We start from the raw sequence: 21,780 nt of genomic DNA, 5'->3' as shown, positions 1-21,780 counted from the left end.
CGGCGCAGCCGGCCCTTGCCCCGTTGTTCCCGATCAGTGGTGACGGTCCGGCGCGGACAGCCGGACGGACCGGAGAGCCTTCAGCGAACCACCGGCGACCAGCCATGCGTGCACGACCGAGGCGACGATGTGCGGCTGAGCCGTGAGGCCGGCCTCAGCCGCTCCCGGCACCGCCCACAGCGACCCGGCTTCGCCGCCGCGCACGGTGAGGGCGTACCCCTGCTCGGTGTCGGGTACGGCGGCGACGAGGCAGCCCGGATACCGGGCGAGCAGTTCGTCCGCACGGCAGCGGGCAGCCCCCGGTGACCGCGCCGTCCTGGCCACGAGCACATCGGCGTACTCCGCCCAGCGAACTCCCCCTGGGGCGTCCGGATCCACCCACAGGTGTGTGTCACACGCACGGCAGCCCGGTCGGTACGCGTGGCTGTCGGTGGCACCGGGCGCCGCGTCCAGCCGGGCGAAGGCCGGGCTGTGTCCGGTCACCGAGCGCCGGGCGACGGAGGCGGGGACGGAGACCACGTCGGAGCCGCAATCGATACGACGGGCGCCGAGCCGCACGGTGGACCAGTCGGCGTCCGGCAGGGACAGCCGGTCCGGCGTGGACCACCCGGGACCGGCCGTCACCGCGCCTCCCCCAGCTCGGTGGCCTCCCACCGCTCCAGCGGCGGTGGCAGCGGCAGCGGCGACACCGGGGGCGCGCAGGCCGGTTCGCCCAGCTTCAGCAGACGGTAGACGACCGCGCGCATCCGCCGGTGGAACTGGCCGGGCGCCGACGACAGCAGGGCCGCCACCTCCTCGTACTGTCCCGGCCGGTGCTGCTCGGCGGCGTAGCGCAACTGCTCGGCCAGCGGGTACGCGGGCGAGACGACGGGTGCGACGGTGGCCAGGAGCGCGGCCGGGGAGCTGGCCGAGATCTCGCGCCTCGGTCCGGGGGTGAGCAGCATGGTGGCCTCGGTCAGGGTGCCGTACGCGGTCAGCGATCCATGGTCACCGATGATCCAGTCGGCCGCGATCAGCGGAGCCTGCCAGTCCGCTTCCGGCGGCACGACCGCGATGCCCCGGCCCCGGCAGCCGGCCAGCCAGCTCTGCACCTGCCACGGGCCGTGCCCTGCCCAGACGTTCGGGTGGACCAGCAGCGCCACCCGGTAGCCACGGCCGGGAAGCTCGCTCAACAACCGCGGCAGCAGGGCGTCGAGCCGGCCGAAGGTGGAGGTGGGCCCCCAGGTCGAGGTGACCATCACGAGGGGTTGCCGCTCGTCGACGCCGAGTGCCCTGCGGTACCGCTCGCGCCGGGGCATGCCGGCCACGATCCGGTCGACGCAGGGATCTCCCACCACATGGGCCACCGGCAGCGCCTCGGGGCAGGAGACCGCCAGTTCCGCCAGATCGCGCTCGTGCGCGTAGACGACGGCGGCCGGCACCACCCGGCCCTCGTGCATCAGATGCTGACGGCTCATCATCCCCGGCGGCCGCCGGTCACCGGGCGCCAGGGACGTGGTGTCGGTCAGCAGTTTGATGTGGCCCGCTCCGTGCGAGATCCGCACGACCGGAGCCCGTAGCTCGTGCACTCCGCGGGATCCGGCGGCCAGCGCGAGGTCGAACTCGGTCCGCAGGGCTTGCTCCCAGGGCACGGTCGTGATGCCCAGGCTTCGCAGATACTGTGGTACGCCGTCCCCGAACGCGTGCGGCGCGGCGGTGAAGACCACCTGAATCCGGAAGTCCGCCTCCAACAGGCAGAAGACTTCCCGCAGGCGCTGGGCGAACGTCACGGTGTGAACGACGACCAGCACCCGCTTGCAGTCCTGTACGGTCAGCCACTGACCCTGCTCGATCAGCGCCGATTGTGTGGTTTTGACAGACACAACGGTCCCCCATGAGTGTCGGCTGCGTACAGCAGTCCGAGCGAGGGTTTTCCCGGCTCCCCACGGCGCTTTCCTTGCAGTCGCCTTGCAGCAACCTTGCCGGTGTCGCACCGGTACGGTGAGGCGGTGCCCGTCAGACATGCCGCGAGCCGCGCTCATCAGCGCGTGAGCGCCGTACCCCAGATAGCTTTCCGGCGTGACGTTGAACGCTAGCGTGGGCCCACCGCTCCGTGTCCCCGTGGGACACGACGCCCAGCGGTGGAGCACCTTCCACGGGGAGAAGACGCTGGTCGTGGCCGCTCGGACGGTCACGTCCACGGTGCGTGTCCTGGAGCTGCTGCCGGCTCTCGTACGCGGCGACAGCAGGGTCACTGTCGTATTCGCCTACGACCCCACCTCCGCCTTCAACGACGGGGTCCTCCAGCTGCTGCGGGATGCCGGCTGCCGGATCATGTCCTGGTCCCAGCTCTCCGGCATCACCCCCGATCTCATCGTCTCCGCCAGCGAGAACGTCGACGTGCCGGATGGCGACTGTCCGGTGCTCGTGCTGCCGCACGGCGTGGGCTTCCAGAAGCTGGTCCCGGATTCCCGTACGCCGTCCGCCCGGCTGTCCGGCGCCGTACCGGACTCGTTGCTGGGAACCGGCCGCGCGTGGCTGGCCATCTCTCATCCGGACCAGCGGGAGCAGTTGCTCGCATCCCATCCGAAGGCCGCCGGCCGCACGCTCCTCGTGGGCGATCCCGTCTTCGACCAGCTGTTCAACAGCCTTCCGCGTGCCCGGTCCTACAAGGAAGCACTGGGCGTCGCGACCGACCAGCGCCTGGTGGTCATCAGCTCCACCTGGGGCCCCACGTCGCTGATCGGCCGCGATCCCGGGTTTCCGGCCCGGCTGCTCGCCGAACTGCCCTACGACGAATACCGGGTTGCCGCGATCATCCATCCCAATGTGTGGTCGGGCCACGGCTCATGGCAGATCCGTACGACAGAGGCGGCCGCACTGGAAGCGGGCCTGATGCTGGTGCCGCCGGTTCATGCCTGGCAGCCGGCGCTCGTGGCAGCCGATGTCGTGATCGGCGACCACGGCTCCGTGACGCTGTACGGCTCCGCGCTGGGCAAGCCCGTACTACTCGGCTCGTTCGGTGACGACGCCGTACCCGGAACGGCGGTCGCCCGTCTCGCACACGCCGCGCCCCACCTCGACCGGCGAGCACATCTGCGTCCGCAGATCGACTCCGCCCTCCGGGAGCATGCCCCCACTCGTTACGCCGAGATCGCGGCCCGCGCCTTCGCGGAACCGGGCCAGGCACTCGCGCGGCTGCGCGCCGTCGTGTACGAGCTGCTCAAACTGACCGAGCCCGAGTCGGGGCCGCTGCGACCGACCCTCGCGGCGGCGGAGCCGCCGGCCGCCACGGTTACGTCCTGGATGGTGGAGACAAGCACCGCCTCGGAAGAAGGGCGGTGCGTGGTGACGGTGCGCCGCCACGCCGCGGCCGTGTCCGTGTCCGGGGACAGCCGAGAGGTCCCTGGTACGTTCCTCCATCTCGCGTGCGACGAGGAGGAGCGGGATCAGCATCTGACCGAGAGCGCCTCAGTGCTGCTCCGACACCGCCCCGCCCCGCTCACGGTCACCGCGCTTCGCTGGATTCAGGACACGCTGGACCGCTTTCCCGGCAGCTTCCTCGCCGCCACGGCGCTGGACGGCGGCGGCTGTCTGGTGGGGCTGCGCGACGGGCGGATCGTGGAGGCGACCGTCACCGGCCGCGCCAACGCCCCGGGCCTGCCGGCTGCCGTGGTCTATACGTGTCTGCGTGCGGAACTTCCCCTGGACGACGTCTTCGTGACGCTCAGGATCGGCGGCGTACGGGAGGAGGACGTCTCGCTCCGCCTCCGGCCTTCCCCCCTCCCGGATCCCTCACGCTGAGACGCCGTCCCGCCTCATCGCCCGACTTCATCTCTTTCGTCCGTCCCGTCCACGTGTGCCAGACGCGCGCGCAGGGTCTCCGCCTCCGGGCTGCCGCCGTCCTCGTAGATCTTGAGGGCGCTCGTCAGATATTCCCGTTCGGCATCCCCGCGCCCGCCGGTCCGCGCGGTGATATCGGCGAGCCGCACCAGAGCCTGTGCCTCGTAGTGGCTGGCCTTCTGAGCGCGCAGTACCTGGATTGCCTCGCTCAGCGCGCCCATCGCCTCATCGGTATCGCCCAGGTGCTCGTACACCACCCCGATCGCGGCCATCGCCCGCGCCGCCATCCGCAGGTCGTCGCGGGCCGTCAAGTCCTGATGCGCCCTGCGCAGGGTGGTCAGGGCCTGGCCGTGCTCACCCGCCGCATCCTGCGCACACCCGAGGAAGTAGGTGGCGATGGCCACCCCGCGCCACTCCTCGGCCTCAAGGTTGAGCTCGATGGACCGCCGGTACGCCACCGTGGCACGGGCAGGATCAACGCGGTCCCAGTACCGCCCGAAGAACTCCTGTACGGACGCCCCCAACGCCGCGTGACCCGAGATCTCGGCACAGGCGACAGCGCTCTCCAGCTCCGCACGCGCCCGGTCGTACTCACCGAGATCCATCAGCGGACGCGACAGCAGACTGCGCAAGCGCGCTTCCGCCGCGGGCGCCACAGCCTCAGCGGCGGCAACCGCTCCCAGTTCGAGCGACTCCTTCCAGTCCCCCAGGTGCCTGCGGTGCAGGAACAGCACCGTGAACCCCTCCGCCAACTGCCAGACCGGCTCATGAAGACCCTGCCGGGCTGCCTCGCGCAGCAGGGCCAGGATGGTGGAGCGCTCGGCCTCCAGCCAGGCCAGCGGCGGCGGGCCGCCCTCGGCCGCGAACGGATCCGGCACATCCCGCAGCAGGCCGGCCAGGTCGGCGATACGCAGCCGGTCCTCCCTTACGGCCCGGTCCGCGAAGGCGGTGAGGGCGAGGTAGTGCCTGAGCACCCGTGCGATCAGCGCGCGGTGTCCGGCCTCCGGCTCCTCCTCGGCAGCACGCTCCCGAGCATGCAGACGTACCAGATCGTGGAAACGGAAGCGGCCGTCCGCCGTCACCTCCAGCAGGCTCGCGTCCTGCAACACGTACAGCAGCGACTCGGCGGCAGGAGCGTCGATGCCCGCGGCGGCGGAGGCGGCCCCCGCGTCGAACGTGCGACCGGGAAACCATCCCAGGAGCCGGTACAGCCGAGCCGCTTCGGGCGGCAGGTCCTGGTAGGCGAGACCGAGTACGGCGGACACCGAGTGCTCCCCTCGTAAGGACATTCCCGCGAGCCGGCCGGTCTCGTCGGCCAATTCCTGAGCCAGCCCGGCCATGGTCAACCGCTGATTGGTCAAAAGCCGTGCCGCCACCACATGCAAGGCCACCGGCAGGCCGCCACAGAACTCCACCAGCCGCTCGGCGGCCATGCGCTCCCGCGCGACCGCTGCCTCACCGCATCGGTCGGCCAGCACCCGCAGGCTGCCGTCCATGTCCAGTGGCTCGAGCGACAGCAGACGAGCGCCGTCCAGGACGGCCAGCTCGCCGAGCCGGCCGTTGCTCGTGACCAGCAGAACACTGCCGGGCCCCTTGGGCACCAGGGGTCTGACCTGCGCGGGCTGGTTCACTCCGTCGAGGACGACGAGCAGACGCCGGCCGGAGGACCGGGAGCGGAACAACGCGGTCCGCTCGGCGAGGGACTCCGGGAGGTAGGTACCGGACACTCCCAGGGCCTTCAGGCACACGCCCAGCGCCTCGGAGACCTCACCGCCCGCCCGGTCCCGCAGCGGATGGAAGTCGATATAGATCTGTCCGTCCGGGAACAGATCACGAGATTTCTCCGCCCATCGGCAGATGAACGCGGTCTTGCCGACGCCGGGCAGTCCGCTGAGCGCGCCGAGTCCGACCGGCGGAGAGCCGTTCCTGTCTCCCCCGAACCAGCCGTCCAGTACGGAGAGGTCCGCCGAGCGGTTGACGAACCGTACGGTCAGAGGGGGGACCTGATCCGGTCTGGTCTCCGGCGCGTGCGGGGACGGCATGTGCACATTGAAGGTGATACCGCCATGGATCTGCTGGGCCTGCACGCTCGGCCCGTTGACCTGCCCCGACAGGGAATTGCTCACCTGGGGCACTTCGCGGTGGGCCCCGGCGTCCTCGCCGCTCACACGGCCCTCGCGCCCCGCTCGGGCGGAAGGCTGCCCGAGCTGTGAAACGTAAGTCCGCCGGAGAAGTTCTGGCCTTGAAGGACGGGAGCGTTCTGCACGCCACCGCTGATGCTGTTGTGCACGACGACGGCCGGCTCTCTGCCCGCCGGAGGGGTCAGCTCCGCCAGCAGGAGCCGCAGCTCCTGCGCGGCGGCGGGGTCCGTCCGCAGCACACGGCGCAGCCTCATCCGCCAGATCGCCTCAATGTCGGCGGCAGGCGCTTCGTCGTCCGTCTCACGAGCCGCCGCCAGCTCCTGCTGGGAAACGCGGAGCTCTTCCTCGGCGGCGCTCTCGTCCTCACCTCGCGCGAAGAAGCGGGCCAGTCGCTCTCTCCCTTGAGTCCAGGCATCCGAGACCATAAGACCGACCAGCGCCGTCGCCCCCGACGTCGCCAATGCCGCCAACTCGGCTTCCATGGATCCCCCTTGTAGCTCAAGCCGTCGTGAAGTCCCTGAACCCACCGTAGAGAGATCATGAAGGCTTGGATAGTCCGGCCTCCGGCGTGGCGCCGTGCCGTGCCGTGAAGGCACCGGCCCGGGCCGTCGGGGGATCGCCCGATCGGCCGTACGCACTGTTGTGCCAGGGCCGATCGGGGGTACCTCGCCATGGACTGCGAACTCGCGAGCCCCGCGAAGCCGCGAGCCCGCACCACCGAGAACCCGGAATCCGAGGGAGCCGCTGTGAAGTTCGGTGTATCGACCTTCATCACCGACCAGGGCATCGCGCCCACCGCGCTCGGGCGCGCCATCGAGGAGCGAGGACTCGACTCCTTGTTCATCGCCGAGCACACCCACATCCCGGCGGACCGCCGCTCGCCGTACCCGGGCGGCGGCGAGCTGCCGGAGATGTACTACCGCACGCTCGACCCGTTCGTCGCGCTCACCGCGGCCGCCGCGGTGACCGAGCGGCTCCTGCTGGGCACCGGCGTCGCCCTGGTGGTCCAGCGGGATCCGATCATCACAGCCAAGGAGGTGGCGTCCCTGGACCTGGTCTCCGGCGGGCGGGTCCTCTTCGGGGTCGGTGTCGGATGGAACAGGGAGGAGATGGAGAACCACGGCACGGACCCGCGCACCCGGGGCCGTCTCGTGGACGAGCGGCTGCGGGCCATGCGTGAGCTGTGGACGGAGGACAAGGCCGAGTTCCACGGGGAGTTCGTCGACTTCGACCCCGTCTACTCCTGGCCGAAGCCGGTCCAGCGCCCTCACCCGCCCCTCTACGTGGGTGGCGGCGAGGCGGCCTTCAAGCGGGTGGCCGCCCTCGGCGACGCCTGGCTGGCCAACAGCATGTCGGCCGGCCAACTGGGTCCGCAGATCGACCGGCTGCGGGCGGTCGCGGGCCGGCAGGTTCCGGTGACCGTGTACGCGGTGGAGAAGGAGCCCGAGATCGTCGAGCAGTACACGCGGCTGGATGTGGAGCGGCTGCTGTTCTATCTGCCGACGATGCCGGAGGCCGAGACACTGGCGTATCTGGACCAGCTCGCCGATGTCGCGCGACGCTTCCAGTGAGCCACCGAGTGCCGCGGCGCCCGCGATGAGCCGGGGGCCGTGGCAGTGCCGACGATGACGAGCGGCCAGGCCCGGGAGCACTTCGCCCGGGCCCGGATCGCCCGCCTCGCGACCATCGACGCCGCCGGCCGTCCGCACCTGGTGCCGGTGGTCTTCGCCCTCACCGGGGACACGGCGGCCTTCGCCGTGGACCACAAGCCGAAGCGGTCGGCCCGGCTGAAGCGGCTGGCCAACATCCGTGCCCACCCCGAGGTCTGCCTCCTCGTCGACGGCTACGACGAGGACTGGGACCGGCTGTGGTGGGCGCGCGCGGACGCCACGGCCACTGTGCTGCCGCCGGCCGAGGGGTCGCCGGCGTCCGCGCGGTACGTAAGCCTGCTGACGCGGAAGTACCAGCAGCAGTACGCCGACCGCCCGCCGGAAGGACCCGTGGTGGAGATCGCGGTGACGCGCTGGTCCGGATGGCACGCCACCTGACCGGCCCCAGCCCCTGGCGGTCGGTCGCCCGGCCCGCGCACGCGTCAGTCGGAGATCATCCGCGGGAACGGGCTTTAAACTCGGCGAATGGCGAAGTATTTCGACGTACACCCCGAGAATCCTCAGCGACGCACCATCAGCAATGTGGCGGACAGCATCCGGTCCGGCGCGCTCGTCGCGTACCCGACGGACTCCTGTTACGCACTGGGATGCCAGCTGGGCAGCCGTGACGGCATCGACCGCATCCGGTCGATCCGCAAGCTCGACGATCGTCACCACTTCACCCTGGTGTGCCAGAACTTCGCGCAGCTGGGTCAGTTCGTGCAGATCGACAACGACGTGTTCCGCGCGATCAAGGCGGCGACACCCGGCAGGTACACCTTCATCCTGCCCGCGACGAGGGAGGTGCCGCGTCAGCTGCTGCACCCGAAGAAGAAGACGGTCGGCGTCCGGATCCCCGACCATGTCGTGGCTCAGGCTCTCCTCGCCGAGCTCGGCGAGCCGCTGCTCTCCAGCACCCTGCTCCTGCCCGACGAGGACGAACCGATGACACAGGGCTGGGAGATCAAGGAACAACTCGACCACGTCGTGGACGTCGTGCTCGACTCGGGCGACTGCGGCACCGAGCCGACCACGGTCATCGACTTCTCCAGCGGCGAACTCGAGATCGTACGCCGGGGCGCGGGCGACACCACGCGGTTCGAGTAGCCGCGTCGACCGCCTACGACCCCGCGCCCGGCGTACTCAGGCGCGGTCAGGAGAGTCGCAGCACACTCCCCTCGCCATTGGCCGAGACGAAGAGGGAGCCATCCGGGCCGACCGCGAGGCCGGCGAACTGGCGGGGGCGGCCGGGAACGCCGGGAACCGGCCGGGGTTCGGTGCGGACGATGCCGGGAGGCAGGCCGACCGCGAGGTTCTCGGCGTCGATCCTGCTCTCCCCCGTGGCGAGGGATATCGCCCGCAGCCGCCGGTGCGCCGTCTCCACCGTGAACAGTTCGCCGGCGCGGACGACCAGGCCCTGCGGCGCGCCGAGCCCGTCCGCGACGGTGAGCGCTTCGCCGTCGTCGAGCCGGAGCACCGCCCCGAGCCGGTCGTCGCTGACGTAGCAGCGCTGTTCCGCGTCGAAGGCCACGTCCACGGGATGTTCGAGTCCGGCGGCGAGCACGGTGACGGTGTCGGTCTCGTCGATCCGCAGGATCCGGCCGCTGCCCGTTTCGGCGACCACGAGTGAGCCGTCCGGCGCGACCGCGATTCCGGTGGGTTCGCTCAGCCCGGTCGCCCGCACCCGTGTGGTCTTCCGTACGGGGTCGTAGGTACGGACGTCACCGAGCTGCGAGGTGAGGTGCAGGAACCCGTCGTCCGCGGTGACGCCGTGAACGAAGTGCAGCAGATCGTGTGTGATCACGCCGCCGGACTCGGTCCCGTCGGAGCCCCCCGGGCTCGCCAGGCTGAAGTGGTCGGCCGCGTACACCGTGCCGCCCAGATCGACCGTCACACCGAAGGGACCGTCGAGCCCCCGGGGCACGATCTCCCGGATCCGGCCGTCGGTGTGCATCTCCGTGACCCCGCCGCTCGCGTAGCTGGAGACGAACATCCTGTTCTCCTCGTCGAACGCCGCGTTGTCCAGCCCCGCGACACCGGTGACGACGGTCGACCGCGCTCCGGTACGGAGGTCGATGCGGGTCACGATGCCCGCCACCCCGCGCGACAGCACGACCAGGACACCGCCCCGGTCGAACCGTACGGCGACCGGGTCGTCCACGTCCCCGGCGACCAGCTCGGGCACACCGCCGTCGGGAGATATCCGCCAGACCTCCTTGGCGAGCATGTGCGGGTAGTAGAGCAGGCCGTCCGGGCCGAGTTGCATCGCGTTGCCCCAGGCCAGCCCGTCGGTGAGCACCAGGGGATCACCACCGTCGGGGAACAGCTCCATCAAACGGCCGTTGCTGCGCATCTCGTTGACGAAGAGGCGGTCTCCGACGCAGGTGATGCCGTTGGGCACCTTCACCGTTTCGGAGACCAGCGTGAACTGCCCCTCGGGGCTGCGGCGCCACACCCTGCCGGGTGTCAGATCGGCGATGTACATCGCACCGTCCGCGCCGAACGAGAGATCGTCCGGCGCCTCGACCGGGCTGTCCAGGTCCACCACCACCTCGACGTCTCCCGAGGCGGGGTCCACGGCGCTGATCTGTCCGGCGATGAACTGCGCCACGTACAACCGCCCGTCAGGGCCGAAGGTGATGCCGTTCGAGCCCCACAGCCGGTTCGGCGGGTTCAGCCTCGTCGTATTCCACCGCTCGCTCGTGGCGTGCTGGTGGCCTGTGTCGTCGAATCGGCTGGGCCGCGTCATCGCTCCCCCTCTTCTGAAGGCGTTGTCCTTTTGACGGTGCTGTCACGGGAACCGGTGTCCTCCGCCGGGTCACTGGATGAGGGCGTCGCCCATGTCCCCGTCCGTGCGCCAGCGTTTGATCAGTTCGTAGAACTCGATCGGCCCGCCGCCGTACGACTCGCTCCGCTTGCCGGGGTTACCCTCGTTGTTGTAGTAGCCCGGAGTGCACTCGGCGAGGAACGCGTGGGTGTTCCGCGCCGTGTCCCGGATCGTGGCGACCCAGGCGGCCTCCGCTTCGGCCGTCGGCTCGATGTACCGGGCCTGGCGCTTGTGCGCCTCGGCGACGACCTCGGCGATGTGGACCGCCTGCTCGTCCAGGACATGGGCGAAGTTGACGGAGACCGCGTTCTGCAGGGCGCCGAGGTGGAAGAAGTTGGGGAAGCCGTGGCTGTAGAACCCGTGGAGCGTCTTCGGACCGTCCTTCCAGGACTCGGCCAAGGTGACACCGCCCCGGCCGCGTACGTCGAGTCCGGCCCGCTCGGCCGGCGGGCCACCGAGGTCGAACCCGGTCGCGAAGATGACGCAGTCGACCTCGTACTCGACGCCGCCGGCCACGAGAGCGCCCTCGGTGATGCGCTCGACACCGCGCCCGGCCGTGTCGACCAGCGTGACATTGGCCCGGTTGAACGTGGGCAGGTAGGTGTCGCTGAACGTGGGGCGCTTGCACATGTAGCGGTACCAGGGCTTGAGTGCCTCCGCCGTTGCCCGGTCCTCGACGACGGCGTCCACCCGGGCACGTATCTCGTTCATCTTCTTGAAGTCGGCCAGCTCGGCCAACTCGGCCACGCGGCCTCGCTGCTCGGGCGACAGCTCCTCGCCGCCGCTGCTCGGCATGAGGCTCTGGAGCAGACGGGCACTGGTGGTCCAGCGGTCGGACACCATGTCCTCGTCCGCGCCGCCGCCGGCGACCTGGGCGAGGAAGTTGTCCCGGCGGCGCCGCTGCCAGCCGGGCGTCAGCGCCCCGGCCCACTCGGGATCCGTGGGGCGGTTGTCGCGTACGTCGACCGAGGACGGCGTGCGCTGGAACACGTAGAGGTGCTGGGCGTCGCGCCCCAGGTGCGGCACGCACTGGATGGCGGTCGCGCCGGTGCCGACGACGGCGACACGCTTGTCAGCGAGCTTGTGCAGACCGCCGTCCGCGTCACCGCCGGTGTACTCGTAGTCCCAGCGGCTCGTGTGGAACGTGTGCCCGCGGAAGGTCTCGATGCCTGGGATGCCGGGGAGCTTCGGCCGGCTGAACGGTCCGCTGGAGACCACCACGTAGCGCGCCCTCATACGGTCGCCGCGGTCGGTGCGGAGGGTCCACTCGCACGCGGTCTCGTCCCAGCGGAGTTCGGTCACCTCCGTCCGGAAGCAGACGTCACGGTAGAGATCGAACTGCCGCCCGATCGCCCGCGCGTGCTGCCTGATCTCCTCGCCCGGCGCGTACTTCATCCTCGGCACATGGCCGACCTCTTCGAGCAGCGGCAGATAGATGTACGACTCGATGTCACAGTGGATCCCCGGATACCGGTTCCAGTACCAGGTTCCGCCGAAGTCCCCGGCCTTCTCGATCACCCGGATGTCCCGCATACCCGCCTGACGCAGCCGGGCGCCGGCGACCAGGCCGCCGAACCCGCCACCGATGATCGCGACCTCGACCCGGTCGTCGAGGGGCTCCCGGTCGGGCACGGGCTCCGCGTACGGGTCGTCGACGTAGTAGCCGAACTCTCCGGTGGTACGGCGGTACTGCTTGCTGCCATCGGGGCGGATCCGGCGGTCGCGCTCGGCCCGGTACCGCTCGCGCAGGGCGGCCGGGTCGAATCCGAGTGCCTCCGGGTCCGCGCCGTCCGCCGTACCTGCCGGTGTCTCGGCCATATCACTCCTCGGTGGGGACTCCGCCGGAGCGGAGATCGGGGAAGGGGGCCGGAGGCCTCCGTGCCTGGACACCGATACAACCGGAGCGGACTGACACCATCCGGCCGGATACCTGACAACAAGCTGACGTGACGACGATCACACGCGCGATACGGCGTCGGTGATACCCAGGTCCACCAACGCGCGGGCCGGTCGGCGGCCGGACCGGTCAGCGGCCGAGCCGGTAGCCGAAACCCCTGCGGGTATGGATCAGCGGCGGTTCCTTGCGGTCGACCTTGCGCCGGAGGCGGGAGACGAGCTTCTCGATGGCGTTGTCGGCGCGGCCGTCGCCCCAGACGTGGCGGCAGATCTGTTCCTTCGAGAGGACTTGGTCCGCGTTGACCAGCAGATGACGCAGCAGCCGGTACTCCGCGGGAGTGAGATCGAGCGCCCGCGGCCCGCGCCACGCCTGGCAGATGTCGTCGTTCAGGACGAGGTCGCCGTAGTACGGCCCCCGCCGCACCGGGCCGCGGCCACGGCCGCGCAATAACACCTTCGCCCTGGCCAGGACCTCGGCGATCCGGAACGGCATGGTGACGTAGTCCTCCTGGCCGGGCCCCAGTTCGGGAACGAGGTGGTCCAGGTACTCGCACACGGTCAGGAAGAGCACCGGCGGGCGGTCGGCGTCGGGGCGGCGCCCGCGGGCGAGAGCGTTCAGGTCCGGCAGCGTCGCGTCGAGGACCACCAGGTCGAAGCGGTGTCCCGCGATCCGCGCAAGGCCCTCCGTACCGGTGCGCGCCGTTCCGACCCGATAACCCGCCAGCTCCATGGTGGTCGAGAGCAGTTCGGCGATTCCCTGGTCCCCGACGACGAGCAGGACGTGCTGCCCGGCCCCACGAACCGCCGACGGTTTCTCGCCGATGCTCCCGCGCATCTCGTACACCTCGCACATCCCGTACATCGAAGGACCACGTCGCGTAAGGCTCACACTTCACGTCCGCACGGCAGAGCCGAGACCTCGGGCACCCGGAGCCGTGGGTGTCAGGCGGGGCGCCGCGGCTGGGCGTCCTCTTCCTGTTCCTGGGCGGCGCCGGCCTCGGCTTCGGCGTAGCCGAGGAAGTCGTCGACCATCCGATGGAACAGGGTGGCGAGTTGCTGGAGGTCCTGCGGCGACCAGGCCGCCAGGGCCGCCCGCATTCCCTGGTAGCTCGCCTCGCGGATGCGGTCGACCACCTCCTGCCCGGCCGGGGTGAGCTCGATGCGCTGCGCGCGGCGGTCGTCCGGGTCCGGGACGCGGGTCACGTACCCCGACCGCTCCAGCTGCTGCACCTGCCGGGTGACATGGGACGCCTCGACGGCCAACCGGGCCGCCAGCGCACTGGGGCGCAGGGGTTCGGAATCGGCGATCCGCCGCAGCAACGCCACGGCCGCACGGTCCAGTGACACTCCGGCCTGGGTCATGAGGCGGTCGTGCTGCCGGACGCGGCTGGACAGATAGGCGATGCGGCTCAGCGCCCGCTCGATCTCGATCACGTCGGTCGAACCCGGGGTAACCGCCGGCGGTGGGGTGGGCATGTATGCACCTTAACATCTACTTGCGTAAGTCAAGCAATTTTACATTCACTTGATTGACTCAATTAACTCGCACATGCTTGCCTGACTCAAGCAAATCACCGTCCCGCCGCGCTCGGGACCGGCCGGACCTCTCTTCCAGCACCGCAGGAGTTCTCTCATGACAGACACCACCACCACGGTGGCCGAGCGGGGCGCGACCGGTTCGCCCACGGCGACGCCCAGACCGGGCCTCACGCTGGTCGCCCTGGGCGTTGCCGGACTGGTCGTATCCCTCCAGCAGACGCTCGTCCTGCCGCTGCTGCCCCGGCTGATGCAGACCTTCGACACATCGGTGTCCTCGGTCGCCTGGGTGTTCACCGCGACACTGCTGGCCGGAGCGGTCGCCACCCCGCTGCTGTCCCGGTTCGGCGACATGTACGGCAAGAAAAAGATGATCACACTGACGATGGCGTTGCTCATCGTCGGCTCGGTGGTCTGCGCGCTCTCCGACTCACTCAGCATGATGATCGCGGGCCGCGCGCTCCAGGGCGCGGCCGCGGCGGTGATCCCGCTGGCCATCGGCATGATCCGGGACACCTTCCCGCGCGAGAAGGTCACCTCGGCGATCGGTGTCGTCAGTGCCACCCTGGGCGTGGGCGGCGCCTTCGGCATGCTCGTCACCGGCGTCGTCGCCGACAACACCGACAGCCACCACCCGGTGTTCTGGATCTCCGCCGTGATGGCCGGGATCGGCCTGGTGTTCGTCGTCATGTTCACCACGGAGGCGGGCAAGCGCACCGGCGGCAGGCCCGACCTGCTCGGCGCCGCCACCCTGGCCGCCTGGCTGGTCATGCTGCTGCTGGCCATCAGTCAGGGCAACGCGTGGGGCTGGACCGACACACGGATCATCGGCCTTTTCGTAGGAATCGCCGTCCTGCTCCCGCTCTGGGTCTTCCTTCAGCTGCGCTCCCGCGACCCGCTGGTCCGGATGGGCCTGCTGGTGGGGCCCAAGTCGCTCCAGGCGAACGTGGCCTCCCTGCTGCTCGGCTTCGCGATGTTCGCCGGCTTCACCCTCGTCTCCAACTTCATCCAGACGCCTGAGGACAAGGTCGGCTACGGGCTGAGCGGCTCGGTGCTGGACGTCGGCCTGTACATGCTGCCCAGCACGGTGACCATGCTTCTTTTCTCCGCGCTGGCCGGACGGTTCGAGGCCCGGCTCGGCGCGGCGTGGACCCTGGCCATCGGCTCGTCCATCGGCGGACTCAGCTATGTCTGGCTGGCTCTCAACCACGGCAGCGCCGCGGACGTCATGATCTTCAGCGCCATCCAGGGCGTCGGCTTCGGCATCGCGTACGCGGCGCTGGGCACCCTCGCCGTACAACACGTTCCGATGGAGCAGAGCGGAATCGCCAGCGGTATCAACTCCCTCGTCCGCACCGTCGGCGGCAGCGTGGCCAGCGCGGCGACGGCGTCCATCCTCACCGCCAACGTCATTCAGAACACGTCCGTACCGACGGTGGACGCCTACGTGCTCTGCTTCGTCATCGCCGGCATCACCGCGGTCCTGGGCGCGGTCACCGCCGCCTCGCACGGCCTCAGGTACCGCACGTCCGGCTGACCGCGTTCCCGCACCGAGGCCCCGGCACCGACCGCCGCGGCCCACGCAGACCGGGGCCGCCGAGAGCGGAGACCGGCCCCGCCGCGCCAGACCCGTGGGGACGGGGTACGGCGCGGTCCCGGGCCCGGCGGCAGGTCTTCCGAGATCTCCGCCGGGCCCCCGAGGACCCACCGCGCCTGCCCGTCGCAGGGCGGTCGCCTCCGGCCTCTTGACCGGATCAGGCCGTCGCCCGCGCCAGCCGGCGGTCCACCTGGGAGGGTGACAGGGCGTGCTCGGTCGCGAGAATCCCCGCCCCGATGACCGCGGCGTTCTCGCCCGTACGGCTCGGCTCGATCCGCAGCACCCGGGTGGCCAGCGGATGCGAGCGCCGGTACACCGCCTCCCGTACCCCGGCCAGGAGTTGGTCGTGCACGGCGGCCAGGGCGCCACCGAGCACCACCGTGTCCGGATTGAAGAAGTTCACCAGTCCCGCCAGGACCTCGCCGACCGCGCGGCCCGCCTCACGCACCATCCGTACGGCGTCCCGGTTGCCGGAGGCCACCAGCCGCACCACATCGCTGCCCGAGGCCGCGTCCAGCCCCAGACCGGCCAGTTTCGCCGCGAGCGCCGCGCCGCCCGCCACCGCCTCCAGACAGCCGGTGTTGCCGCACCGGCACGACTCCGCCTGGTCCCCGACCTGGATGTGTCCGATGTCGCCGGCGCTGCCCTGAGCGCCGCGGTGGAGCCGGCCGTCGGCCACGATGCCGCAGCCGATGCCCGTACCGACCTTGATGTAGAGGAGGTAGCGGGTGTCGGGAAACGCCCGACGCTGCTCGGCCAGCGCCATCACGTTCACGTCGTTGTCGACCAGCGCCCGCACCCCGAAGCGCGAGGCGAAGAAGTCCGGGATCGGATACTGGTGCCAGCCCGGCATGATCGGCGGATCGATGGGGCGGCCGGTCGAGAACTCGACAGGTCCCGGCACCCCGACCCCGATCGAACGCAGCGTCCGTGGATCCCGTCCCGTCTCCTTCAGCAACGCCTGCAGTGCCCGCTCCACCCGGCGCAGGACCGATTCCGGGCCGTCCGCGATCGACAGCGGCTCCTTGTGCGCGGCCAGCACCGCTCCCCCGATGTCCGTCAGCGCCACCGCGCAGTGCGAGGCGCCGAGGTCGACGCCGGCCACCAGGTGCTCGGCGGTGCGCAGTTGGAGCCGGCGCGGCGGGCGGCCTCCGGTCGAGTCGCCGGGGGCGGGAGCCGATTCGTCGACCAGGCCGTGCGCGATCAGGGCGTCCACCCGCTGGGAGACCGTGGAGCGGGCCAGTCCGGTGATCCGCGCGATGTCCGCGCGCGTCGTCACCGCTCCTGAACTGATCAGCGCCAGCACCTCGCCCGGCGAGTGGGTGGCGGAACCGCTGTGATCCGACGGCGCAGACATGACAGTCACCCTAGGTACGACTTTCGCTGCTCACAAGGCGTTCTAAGTTCGCCGGTCGACGCAAGTTACCGTCAACTCCCTTATATACGTGCCCTCTTGGACCCTTGACAGGTCAAAGGCCAGTCACGACTCTGCACTGCAGACCGCTGACCGAGGAGTTGGCCGATGCTGACGATGCAAGGCGTGTCCAAGAGCTTCCTGGGGGTGCGGGTGCTCCACGACGTGGGGCTCGACCTCGAACGGGGCGAAGTCCATGCCCTGGTGGGCGAGAACGGCGCCGGCAAGTCCACCCTGATGAAGATCCTCGCCGGCGAGTACGTCCCCGATTCCGGCACCATCACGCTCGACGGCACAGCGCACGCCTTCACCCACCCGGCGCAGGCTCAGGCCGCCGGAATCGGCATCATCCACCAGGAGTTCGCGCTCCTTCCCCACCGCACGGTCGCCGAGAACGTCTTCCTCGGCCGTGAACCGGTCCGCCACGGACTCGTGAACCGCACAGCCATGGAGCGCCGCACCGGTGAACTCCTGGACGGGATCGACGAGACCGGCATCACCCCGCGCACCCTGGTCAGGGACCTCTCCGTGGCGCGGCAGCAGACCGTCGAGATCGCCAAGGCTCTCGCCTCCGACGTCCGGGTCCTCGTCATGGACGAACCCACCGCGCCCCTGGCCGGCCATGAGAGCGAACTCCTCGCGGCGCTCGTGCGCCGGCTCACCGCGCGCGGCCTCGGAATTCTCTACATCTCCCACCGCCTGCCGGAGGTCTTCGACCTCTCGCAGCGCATCACCGTCCTCAAGGACGGCCGCCGCGTCAGCACCCTGCGCACCGCTGAAACCGACGCCGACCAGGTGGTCCGGGGCATGGTCGGCCGGGAGCTGACCGCCTACTACCCGCCGCGCGCCCGCCCGGAGGAGATCGGAGCGGAGCGGCTCACGGTCACCGGCGGCGGCAATGCCCGCATCCGTGACATCGACCTGACCCTGCGGGCGGGAGAGGTCGTCGGCGTGGCAGGACTCCAGGGATCCGGGCGGACGTCCCTCGCGCGTGCCCTGTTCGGTGCGGCCCCCTTCACCACGGGCGGCATGACCGTCGGCGGCAGGCCGCTGCGGCCCCGCCGCCCGCGCACCGCCATCCGCGCCGGCATCGCGCTGGTCACCGAGGACCGCAAGACGGAGGGCCTCGCGCTGCACCAGTCCGTACGGGACAACACGCTGCTCGTCACCCGGGCCGTCTCCCCGCGCGGCGGACCGCCGACGGGCAGGGAGATCACGGCGCTCCTCGATCGCGTACGCCTCCAGGCGCGCGGCGAGGACCAGCAGGCGCTGTATCTCTCGGGCGGCAACCAGCAGAAGGTCGTCATCGCCAAGTGGCTCGCGGCCCGGCCCCGCGTACTCCTGTTCGACGAGCCGACCCGCGGCGTCGACGTCGGCGCCAAGGCCGCCATCCACACCCTCGTACGTGAACTCGCCCGTGAAGGACTCGCCGTACTGATCATCTCCTCGGAACTGCCCGAGCTGATCGGCATGAGCGACCGGCTCCTCGTGATGTCCGAGGGCCGCCTCGTGGGCGAATTACCCGCCGGCGTGCAGGAGGAGAGCATCATGCGACTCGCCACCAGCGGCCGCCGGGGCGGCCGGGAGGCCGCCGCGTGACCGCGACCGGACCCCCGCCGCTCGCGCCGCCCCGAACCCGCGTCCGCCTCCACGGGGTCCGGCTCGGCGACCCCGTCGTCGGTGTCTGGCTCGCGGCGCTGACCGTCACCGTCCTCGGCTGGATCGTGGTCGCCGCCCGTGGCGGGGAGTTCCTCACCGCCACCAACGTGGTCACGATCCTGCAGAACAGTGTCGCGCTCGGCCTCGTCGCCGTCGGCCAGTCAGCCGTCATCCTCACCGGCTCCCTGGACCTGTCGGTCGCCTACCTCATCAGCCTCGGCACACTCGTCGCCGCCGAGACCATGGCGAGCGGCGGCGTCGTGACGGCCGTGATCGCCGTCCTCGCGCTGTCGGCCGCGGTCGGGCTCGCCAACGGACTGGTCGTCACCGGCCTGAAGGTCAACGCGTTCATCGCGACGCTGGGGACGGCGTTCATCCTGCGCGGCTGGATCGAGGACAACTACACCGGCCCCGCCGGGAAGGTACCGGCCTCCTTCCAGCACCTCGGCTACGACCGTATCGGCCCGGTCCCCGTCTCGGTGTTCCTCCTCGCGGCGGTGGCCGGCGCGGTGTGGTTCCTCACCCGCCGTACCCGCCTGGGCCATCACATGTACGCGACCGGCGGCGACGAACACGCCGCCAGGCTCTCGGGCGTCCGCACCCGCCGTACCGTCGTCATCGCGCACATCATCTGCTCCCTGTGCGTCGGTGCGGCCGCGCTCTTCCTCGCGGCACGCCTCGGCGCGGGAGCGCCCTGGGCGGGTACGGAGGCCCGCTACGACCTCGAGTCGATCGCCGCCGTGGTCCTCGGTGGCACCGCGCTGGCCGGCGGCCGCGGCGGAGTGGCGGGGACGCTCGGCGGTGTCCTGGTCCTCGCCGTCCTGGACAGCGTCTTCAACCAGCTCGCCGTCGACCCGTTCTTCAAGAACGTGGTCCGCGGGGTCGTCATCATCGCGGCCGTCGCCGTCTACGCCAGGCCCCGCCGTGCCGCGAAGGCGAGGCCGACCGCATGACCGAAGGGAAGGGCGACCGTATGACCACGGCAACCGTCACCCGCGGCAAGCGCGTTGTACGGGCGCTGGGCACCGGCGCCCCCGTGTATGTCCTGCTCGCCGTGCTGCTCGCCGCGCTGGCCCTCACCGATCCGGGATTCTACGAACCCGACCGCTTCCTCTCCTTCGTCAAACGCGCCGCGCCCCTGGTGATCCTCGCCGCCGGCCAGTATCTGGTCATCGTCTGCGGCGAGTTCGACCTTTCCGTAGGGGCGATCGTGACCGCGGGTGTCGTGGTCGCCGCCGAGCTGTACGGCTCGTTCCCCGACGCCCCCTGGCCGCTCGTCACCGCCGTGCTGCTCGTCGCGGGCGGGGTGGCCGGACTCGTCAACGGGCTCATCACCACGGCCCTGCGGGTGCCGTCGTTCATCACCACCCTCGGCATGATGCTGATCCTCGAAGGCGCGGTCTTCTTCTGGACCGGCGGCTCCCCGCAGGGCGCCCTGCCGGCCGCCTTCCGCCAGCTCGGGCGCGGCGCCGCGTTCGGCTGGCTGCCGTCCGCAGTGATCGTCTGCCTCGTCGCCGGCGCCGCCGCCGTACTGCTGATGCGCTCGGACTTCGGCCGTACGCTCGTCGCCACCGGCGACAGCGAACGCGCCGCGGCCCTCGCCGGGGTGCGGGTCGCCCGGGCCCGGACCATCGCCTTCATCCTCTCCGGGACCGCCGCGGCGCTCGCCGCCGTCCTGGTCGGCGGCTTCTCGGGCGTCTCCGCCCAGGCGGGCAGGGGCTACGAGTTCGAGGCCATCACGGCCGTGGTCCTCGGCGGCGTGGTGCTCGGCGGCGGGCGGGGCTCCGTCGTCGCCGCCATGGCCGGCGCCTTCTCGCTGCAGGCGCTGTTCACCCTGCTCAACCTCCAGGGCGTCTCCGGCGCGCTGGAGTCCACCGTCCAAGGATGCATCGTCATTGCCGCCGTCGGGCTGGGAGCCGCCGACTGGTCCCGGCTGCGCCGCCGACGTACCAACCCCTCGGGAGGACAACCCTTATGACAGCGATCCGCCCCCTGCGCAGAAGCCCGCTCCGCGGCCGCGCTCTCACCTCGGCCGCCGCCCTGCTCGCGGCGGGTCTCCTCGCGTCCTGTACGAGCGACACGCCACCGGACTCGCCGGGCGCCCCCGGCAGCGCCTCGGCGACGGGGGACGGGACGGGCACCGGCAAGCAGTCCAAGTTCTTCGAACAGGGCGAGTACGAGCGTCAGTTGGCCCTCGCGAAGGAGCAGCCGCAGGGCCCCGCGGGCAAGCCGTGGGAACAGATGCTCAGCCCCGAGCTCACCGACACCACGCGGTACAAGAAGGAGAAGGCCGGCGGTGTCCACCTCTGCTTCTCCAACGCCGGTGTCTTCAACCCCTGGCGCCAGGTCGGCCTGAAGAACATGAAGGCGGAGGTCGGACTGCACAAGGAGATCACCGAGTTCACCGTCCTCGACGCCCAGGGCAAGGACGACAAGCAGATCTCCGACATACAGGAGCTCACCGGCAAGGGCTGCGACGCCCTGATCGTCTCCCCGAACACCACCGCCACGCTCACCCCCGCCGTCGAGCAGGCCTGCGTCGAGGTGCCGGTCATCGTCTTCGACCGCGGGGTGGAGACGGACTGCGCGGTGACGTTCATCAACCCGGTCGGAGGCTACGGATACGGGGCGGTCGCCGCGGACTTCCTCGTCGAGAAGGTCAAGCCCGGGGGCAAGATCCTCGCCCTGCGCATCTCGCCCGGTGTGGACGTGCTCGAAACCCGTTGGTCGGCTGCGGCGGTCGCCTTCGACAAGAGCGGACTCGATGTCGTCGACGTGAAGTTCACCGACGGTGACCCGGCCAAGACCAAGTCGGTCGTCACCGACGCGCTGACCCGGCACGGCAGCCTCGACGGCGTGTGGATGGACTCCGGCGCGACCGCCGTGGCCGCGGTGGAGGCGTTCGAGGACGCGGGTCAGGACGTACCGCCCCTCACCGGTGAGGACCAGCAGGACTTCCTGCAGGCGTGGAAGGAGAAGAAGCTCACCGCCATCGCCCCGACGTACCCGACCTTCCAGTGGCGCACCCCGGTCATAGCCGCTCTGAGGATCCTCCAGGGGCAGCAGGTCCCCAAGGAGTGGAAGCTCCCGCAGCCCTCCGTCACCGAGGACAACCTCGACGAGTACCTCAGGCCGGGCATGCCGCCCCTGCACTACGCGATGTGCGGCTGCGCGGATCTGCCCGGGTTCCCCGAGGACTGGGGAGGCAAGGGATGACGCGGTTCCCGCACGGCCCGGGA

18 protein-coding genes are annotated in these 21,780 nt (G+C 70.6%); 9 read left to right on the top strand and 9 right to left on the bottom strand.

Features of this window, described 5'->3' with window-relative positions; all coding sequences use genetic code 11:
• Window positions 1–33 precede the first annotated feature (33 nt).
• Window positions 34–624: a hypothetical protein gene (locus ACZ6MZ_RS33840; RefSeq protein ID WP_469356410.1), complete on the bottom strand. Its 591-nt coding sequence runs from the start codon at window positions 622–624 to the stop codon at window positions 34–36.
• The gene (locus ACZ6MZ_RS33835; protein ID WP_389789644.1) at window positions 621–1,862 is read right to left on the bottom strand and encodes a hypothetical protein; all 1,242 of its coding nucleotides are present in this window, start codon (window positions 1,860–1,862) and stop codon (window positions 621–623) included. Before ACZ6MZ_RS33835 ends, ACZ6MZ_RS33840 begins: the two co-directional genes overlap by 4 nt.
• A gap of 196 nt (window positions 1,863–2,058) precedes the next feature.
• Between ACZ6MZ_RS33835 and ACZ6MZ_RS33830 the strand changes: the two genes are divergently transcribed.
• Window positions 2,059–3,783, top strand: a complete 1,725-nt coding sequence (locus ACZ6MZ_RS33830; RefSeq protein WP_469356408.1) for a hypothetical protein — start codon at window positions 2,059–2,061, stop codon at window positions 3,781–3,783.
• Window positions 3,784–3,797: 14 nt separating this feature from the next.
• Here the strand turns inward: ACZ6MZ_RS33830 and ACZ6MZ_RS33825 are convergent, their stop codons facing one another.
• Together ACZ6MZ_RS33825 and ACZ6MZ_RS33820 are read right to left on the bottom strand one after the other, a co-directional pair.
• On the bottom strand, window positions 3,798–5,948 hold the full coding sequence (locus tag ACZ6MZ_RS33825; protein WP_469356407.1) for an NB-ARC domain-containing protein: 2,151 nt from the start codon (window positions 5,946–5,948) through the stop codon (window positions 3,798–3,800).
• A 38-nt stretch (window positions 5,949–5,986) separates the two neighbouring features.
• On the bottom strand, window positions 5,987–6,445 hold the full coding sequence (locus ACZ6MZ_RS33820; protein ID WP_469356405.1) for a hypothetical protein: 459 nt from the start codon (window positions 6,443–6,445) through the stop codon (window positions 5,987–5,989).
• A gap of 264 nt (window positions 6,446–6,709) precedes the next feature.
• Between ACZ6MZ_RS33820 and ACZ6MZ_RS33815 the strand changes: the two genes are divergently transcribed.
• From ACZ6MZ_RS33815 to ACZ6MZ_RS33805, 3 genes are all read left to right on the top strand, one after another.
• Entirely contained in the window at window positions 6,710–7,534 is an 825-nt protein-coding gene (locus ACZ6MZ_RS33815; RefSeq protein ID WP_389789652.1) for an LLM class F420-dependent oxidoreductase, read from the top strand.
• Between the two features lie 45 nt (window positions 7,535–7,579).
• Window positions 7,580–8,011, top strand: coding sequence for a TIGR03668 family PPOX class F420-dependent oxidoreductase (locus ACZ6MZ_RS33810; protein WP_389789747.1), 432 nt, complete (start codon window positions 7,580–7,582; stop codon window positions 8,009–8,011).
• Between the two features lie 87 nt (window positions 8,012–8,098).
• Window positions 8,099–8,719 carry an L-threonylcarbamoyladenylate synthase gene (locus ACZ6MZ_RS33805; protein WP_469356401.1) on the top strand — a complete coding sequence of 207 codons (621 nt, stop codon included), beginning with the start codon at window positions 8,099–8,101 and terminating at the stop codon, window positions 8,717–8,719.
• 46 nt (window positions 8,720–8,765) lie between these two features.
• On the opposite strand, the gene ACZ6MZ_RS33800 is transcribed toward ACZ6MZ_RS33805, so the two are convergent.
• The 4 genes from ACZ6MZ_RS33800 to ACZ6MZ_RS33785 form a co-directional block, all read right to left on the bottom strand.
• On the bottom strand, window positions 8,766–10,361 hold the full coding sequence (locus ACZ6MZ_RS33800) for a hypothetical protein (RefSeq protein ID WP_469356400.1): 1,596 nt from the start codon (window positions 10,359–10,361) through the stop codon (window positions 8,766–8,768).
• 69 nt (window positions 10,362–10,430) lie between these two features.
• Window positions 10,431–12,257, bottom strand: coding sequence for a flavin-containing monooxygenase (locus tag ACZ6MZ_RS33795; RefSeq protein WP_469356398.1), 1,827 nt, complete (start codon window positions 12,255–12,257; stop codon window positions 10,431–10,433).
• 208 nt (window positions 12,258–12,465) lie between these two features.
• A complete protein-coding gene (locus ACZ6MZ_RS33790) occupies window positions 12,466–13,170 on the bottom strand; it encodes a response regulator transcription factor (protein WP_469356426.1) in 705 nt (234 codons plus the stop codon).
• A gap of 107 nt (window positions 13,171–13,277) precedes the next feature.
• Window positions 13,278–13,811: a MarR family winged helix-turn-helix transcriptional regulator gene (locus tag ACZ6MZ_RS33785; RefSeq protein ID WP_469356396.1), complete on the bottom strand. Its 534-nt coding sequence runs from the start codon at window positions 13,809–13,811 to the stop codon at window positions 13,278–13,280.
• 157 nt (window positions 13,812–13,968) lie between these two features.
• Between ACZ6MZ_RS33785 and ACZ6MZ_RS33780 the strand changes: the two genes are divergently transcribed.
• Window positions 13,969–15,408, top strand: a complete 1,440-nt coding sequence (locus ACZ6MZ_RS33780) for an MFS transporter (RefSeq protein ID WP_469356394.1) — start codon at window positions 13,969–13,971, stop codon at window positions 15,406–15,408.
• Window positions 15,409–15,625: 217 nt separating this feature from the next.
• Here the strand turns inward: ACZ6MZ_RS33780 and ACZ6MZ_RS33775 are convergent, their stop codons facing one another.
• Window positions 15,626–16,825, bottom strand: coding sequence for an ROK family transcriptional regulator (locus tag ACZ6MZ_RS33775; protein ID WP_469356392.1), 1,200 nt, complete (start codon window positions 16,823–16,825; stop codon window positions 15,626–15,628).
• 165 nt (window positions 16,826–16,990) lie between these two features.
• On the opposite strand from ACZ6MZ_RS33775, the gene ACZ6MZ_RS33770 reads away from it, so the two are divergent.
• The 4 genes from ACZ6MZ_RS33770 to ACZ6MZ_RS33755 are packed head-to-tail and all read left to right on the top strand — an operon-like array spanning window position 16,991 to window position 21,757.
• Complete coding sequence (locus ACZ6MZ_RS33770) at window positions 16,991–18,481, top strand: sugar ABC transporter ATP-binding protein (RefSeq protein WP_469356390.1); 1,491 nt, start codon at window positions 16,991–16,993, stop codon at window positions 18,479–18,481.
• The gene (locus ACZ6MZ_RS33765) at window positions 18,478–19,494 is read left to right on the top strand and encodes an ABC transporter permease (protein WP_469356388.1); all 1,017 of its coding nucleotides are present in this window, start codon (window positions 18,478–18,480) and stop codon (window positions 19,492–19,494) included. Before ACZ6MZ_RS33770 ends, ACZ6MZ_RS33765 begins: the two co-directional genes overlap by 4 nt.
• 20 nt (window positions 19,495–19,514) lie before the next feature.
• Window positions 19,515–20,519: an ABC transporter permease gene (locus tag ACZ6MZ_RS33760; protein ID WP_469356386.1), complete on the top strand. Its 1,005-nt coding sequence runs from the start codon at window positions 19,515–19,517 to the stop codon at window positions 20,517–20,519.
• A complete protein-coding gene (locus tag ACZ6MZ_RS33755; protein ID WP_469356384.1) occupies window positions 20,516–21,757 on the top strand; it encodes a substrate-binding domain-containing protein in 1,242 nt (413 codons plus the stop codon). Before ACZ6MZ_RS33760 ends, ACZ6MZ_RS33755 begins: the two co-directional genes overlap by 4 nt.
• Window positions 21,758–21,780: the final 23 nt, after the last annotated feature.

This window comes from Streptomyces sp. NPDC042201 (genome assembly GCF_055582185.1).
This window is presented reverse-complemented; position numbering and strand designations above follow the sequence as displayed.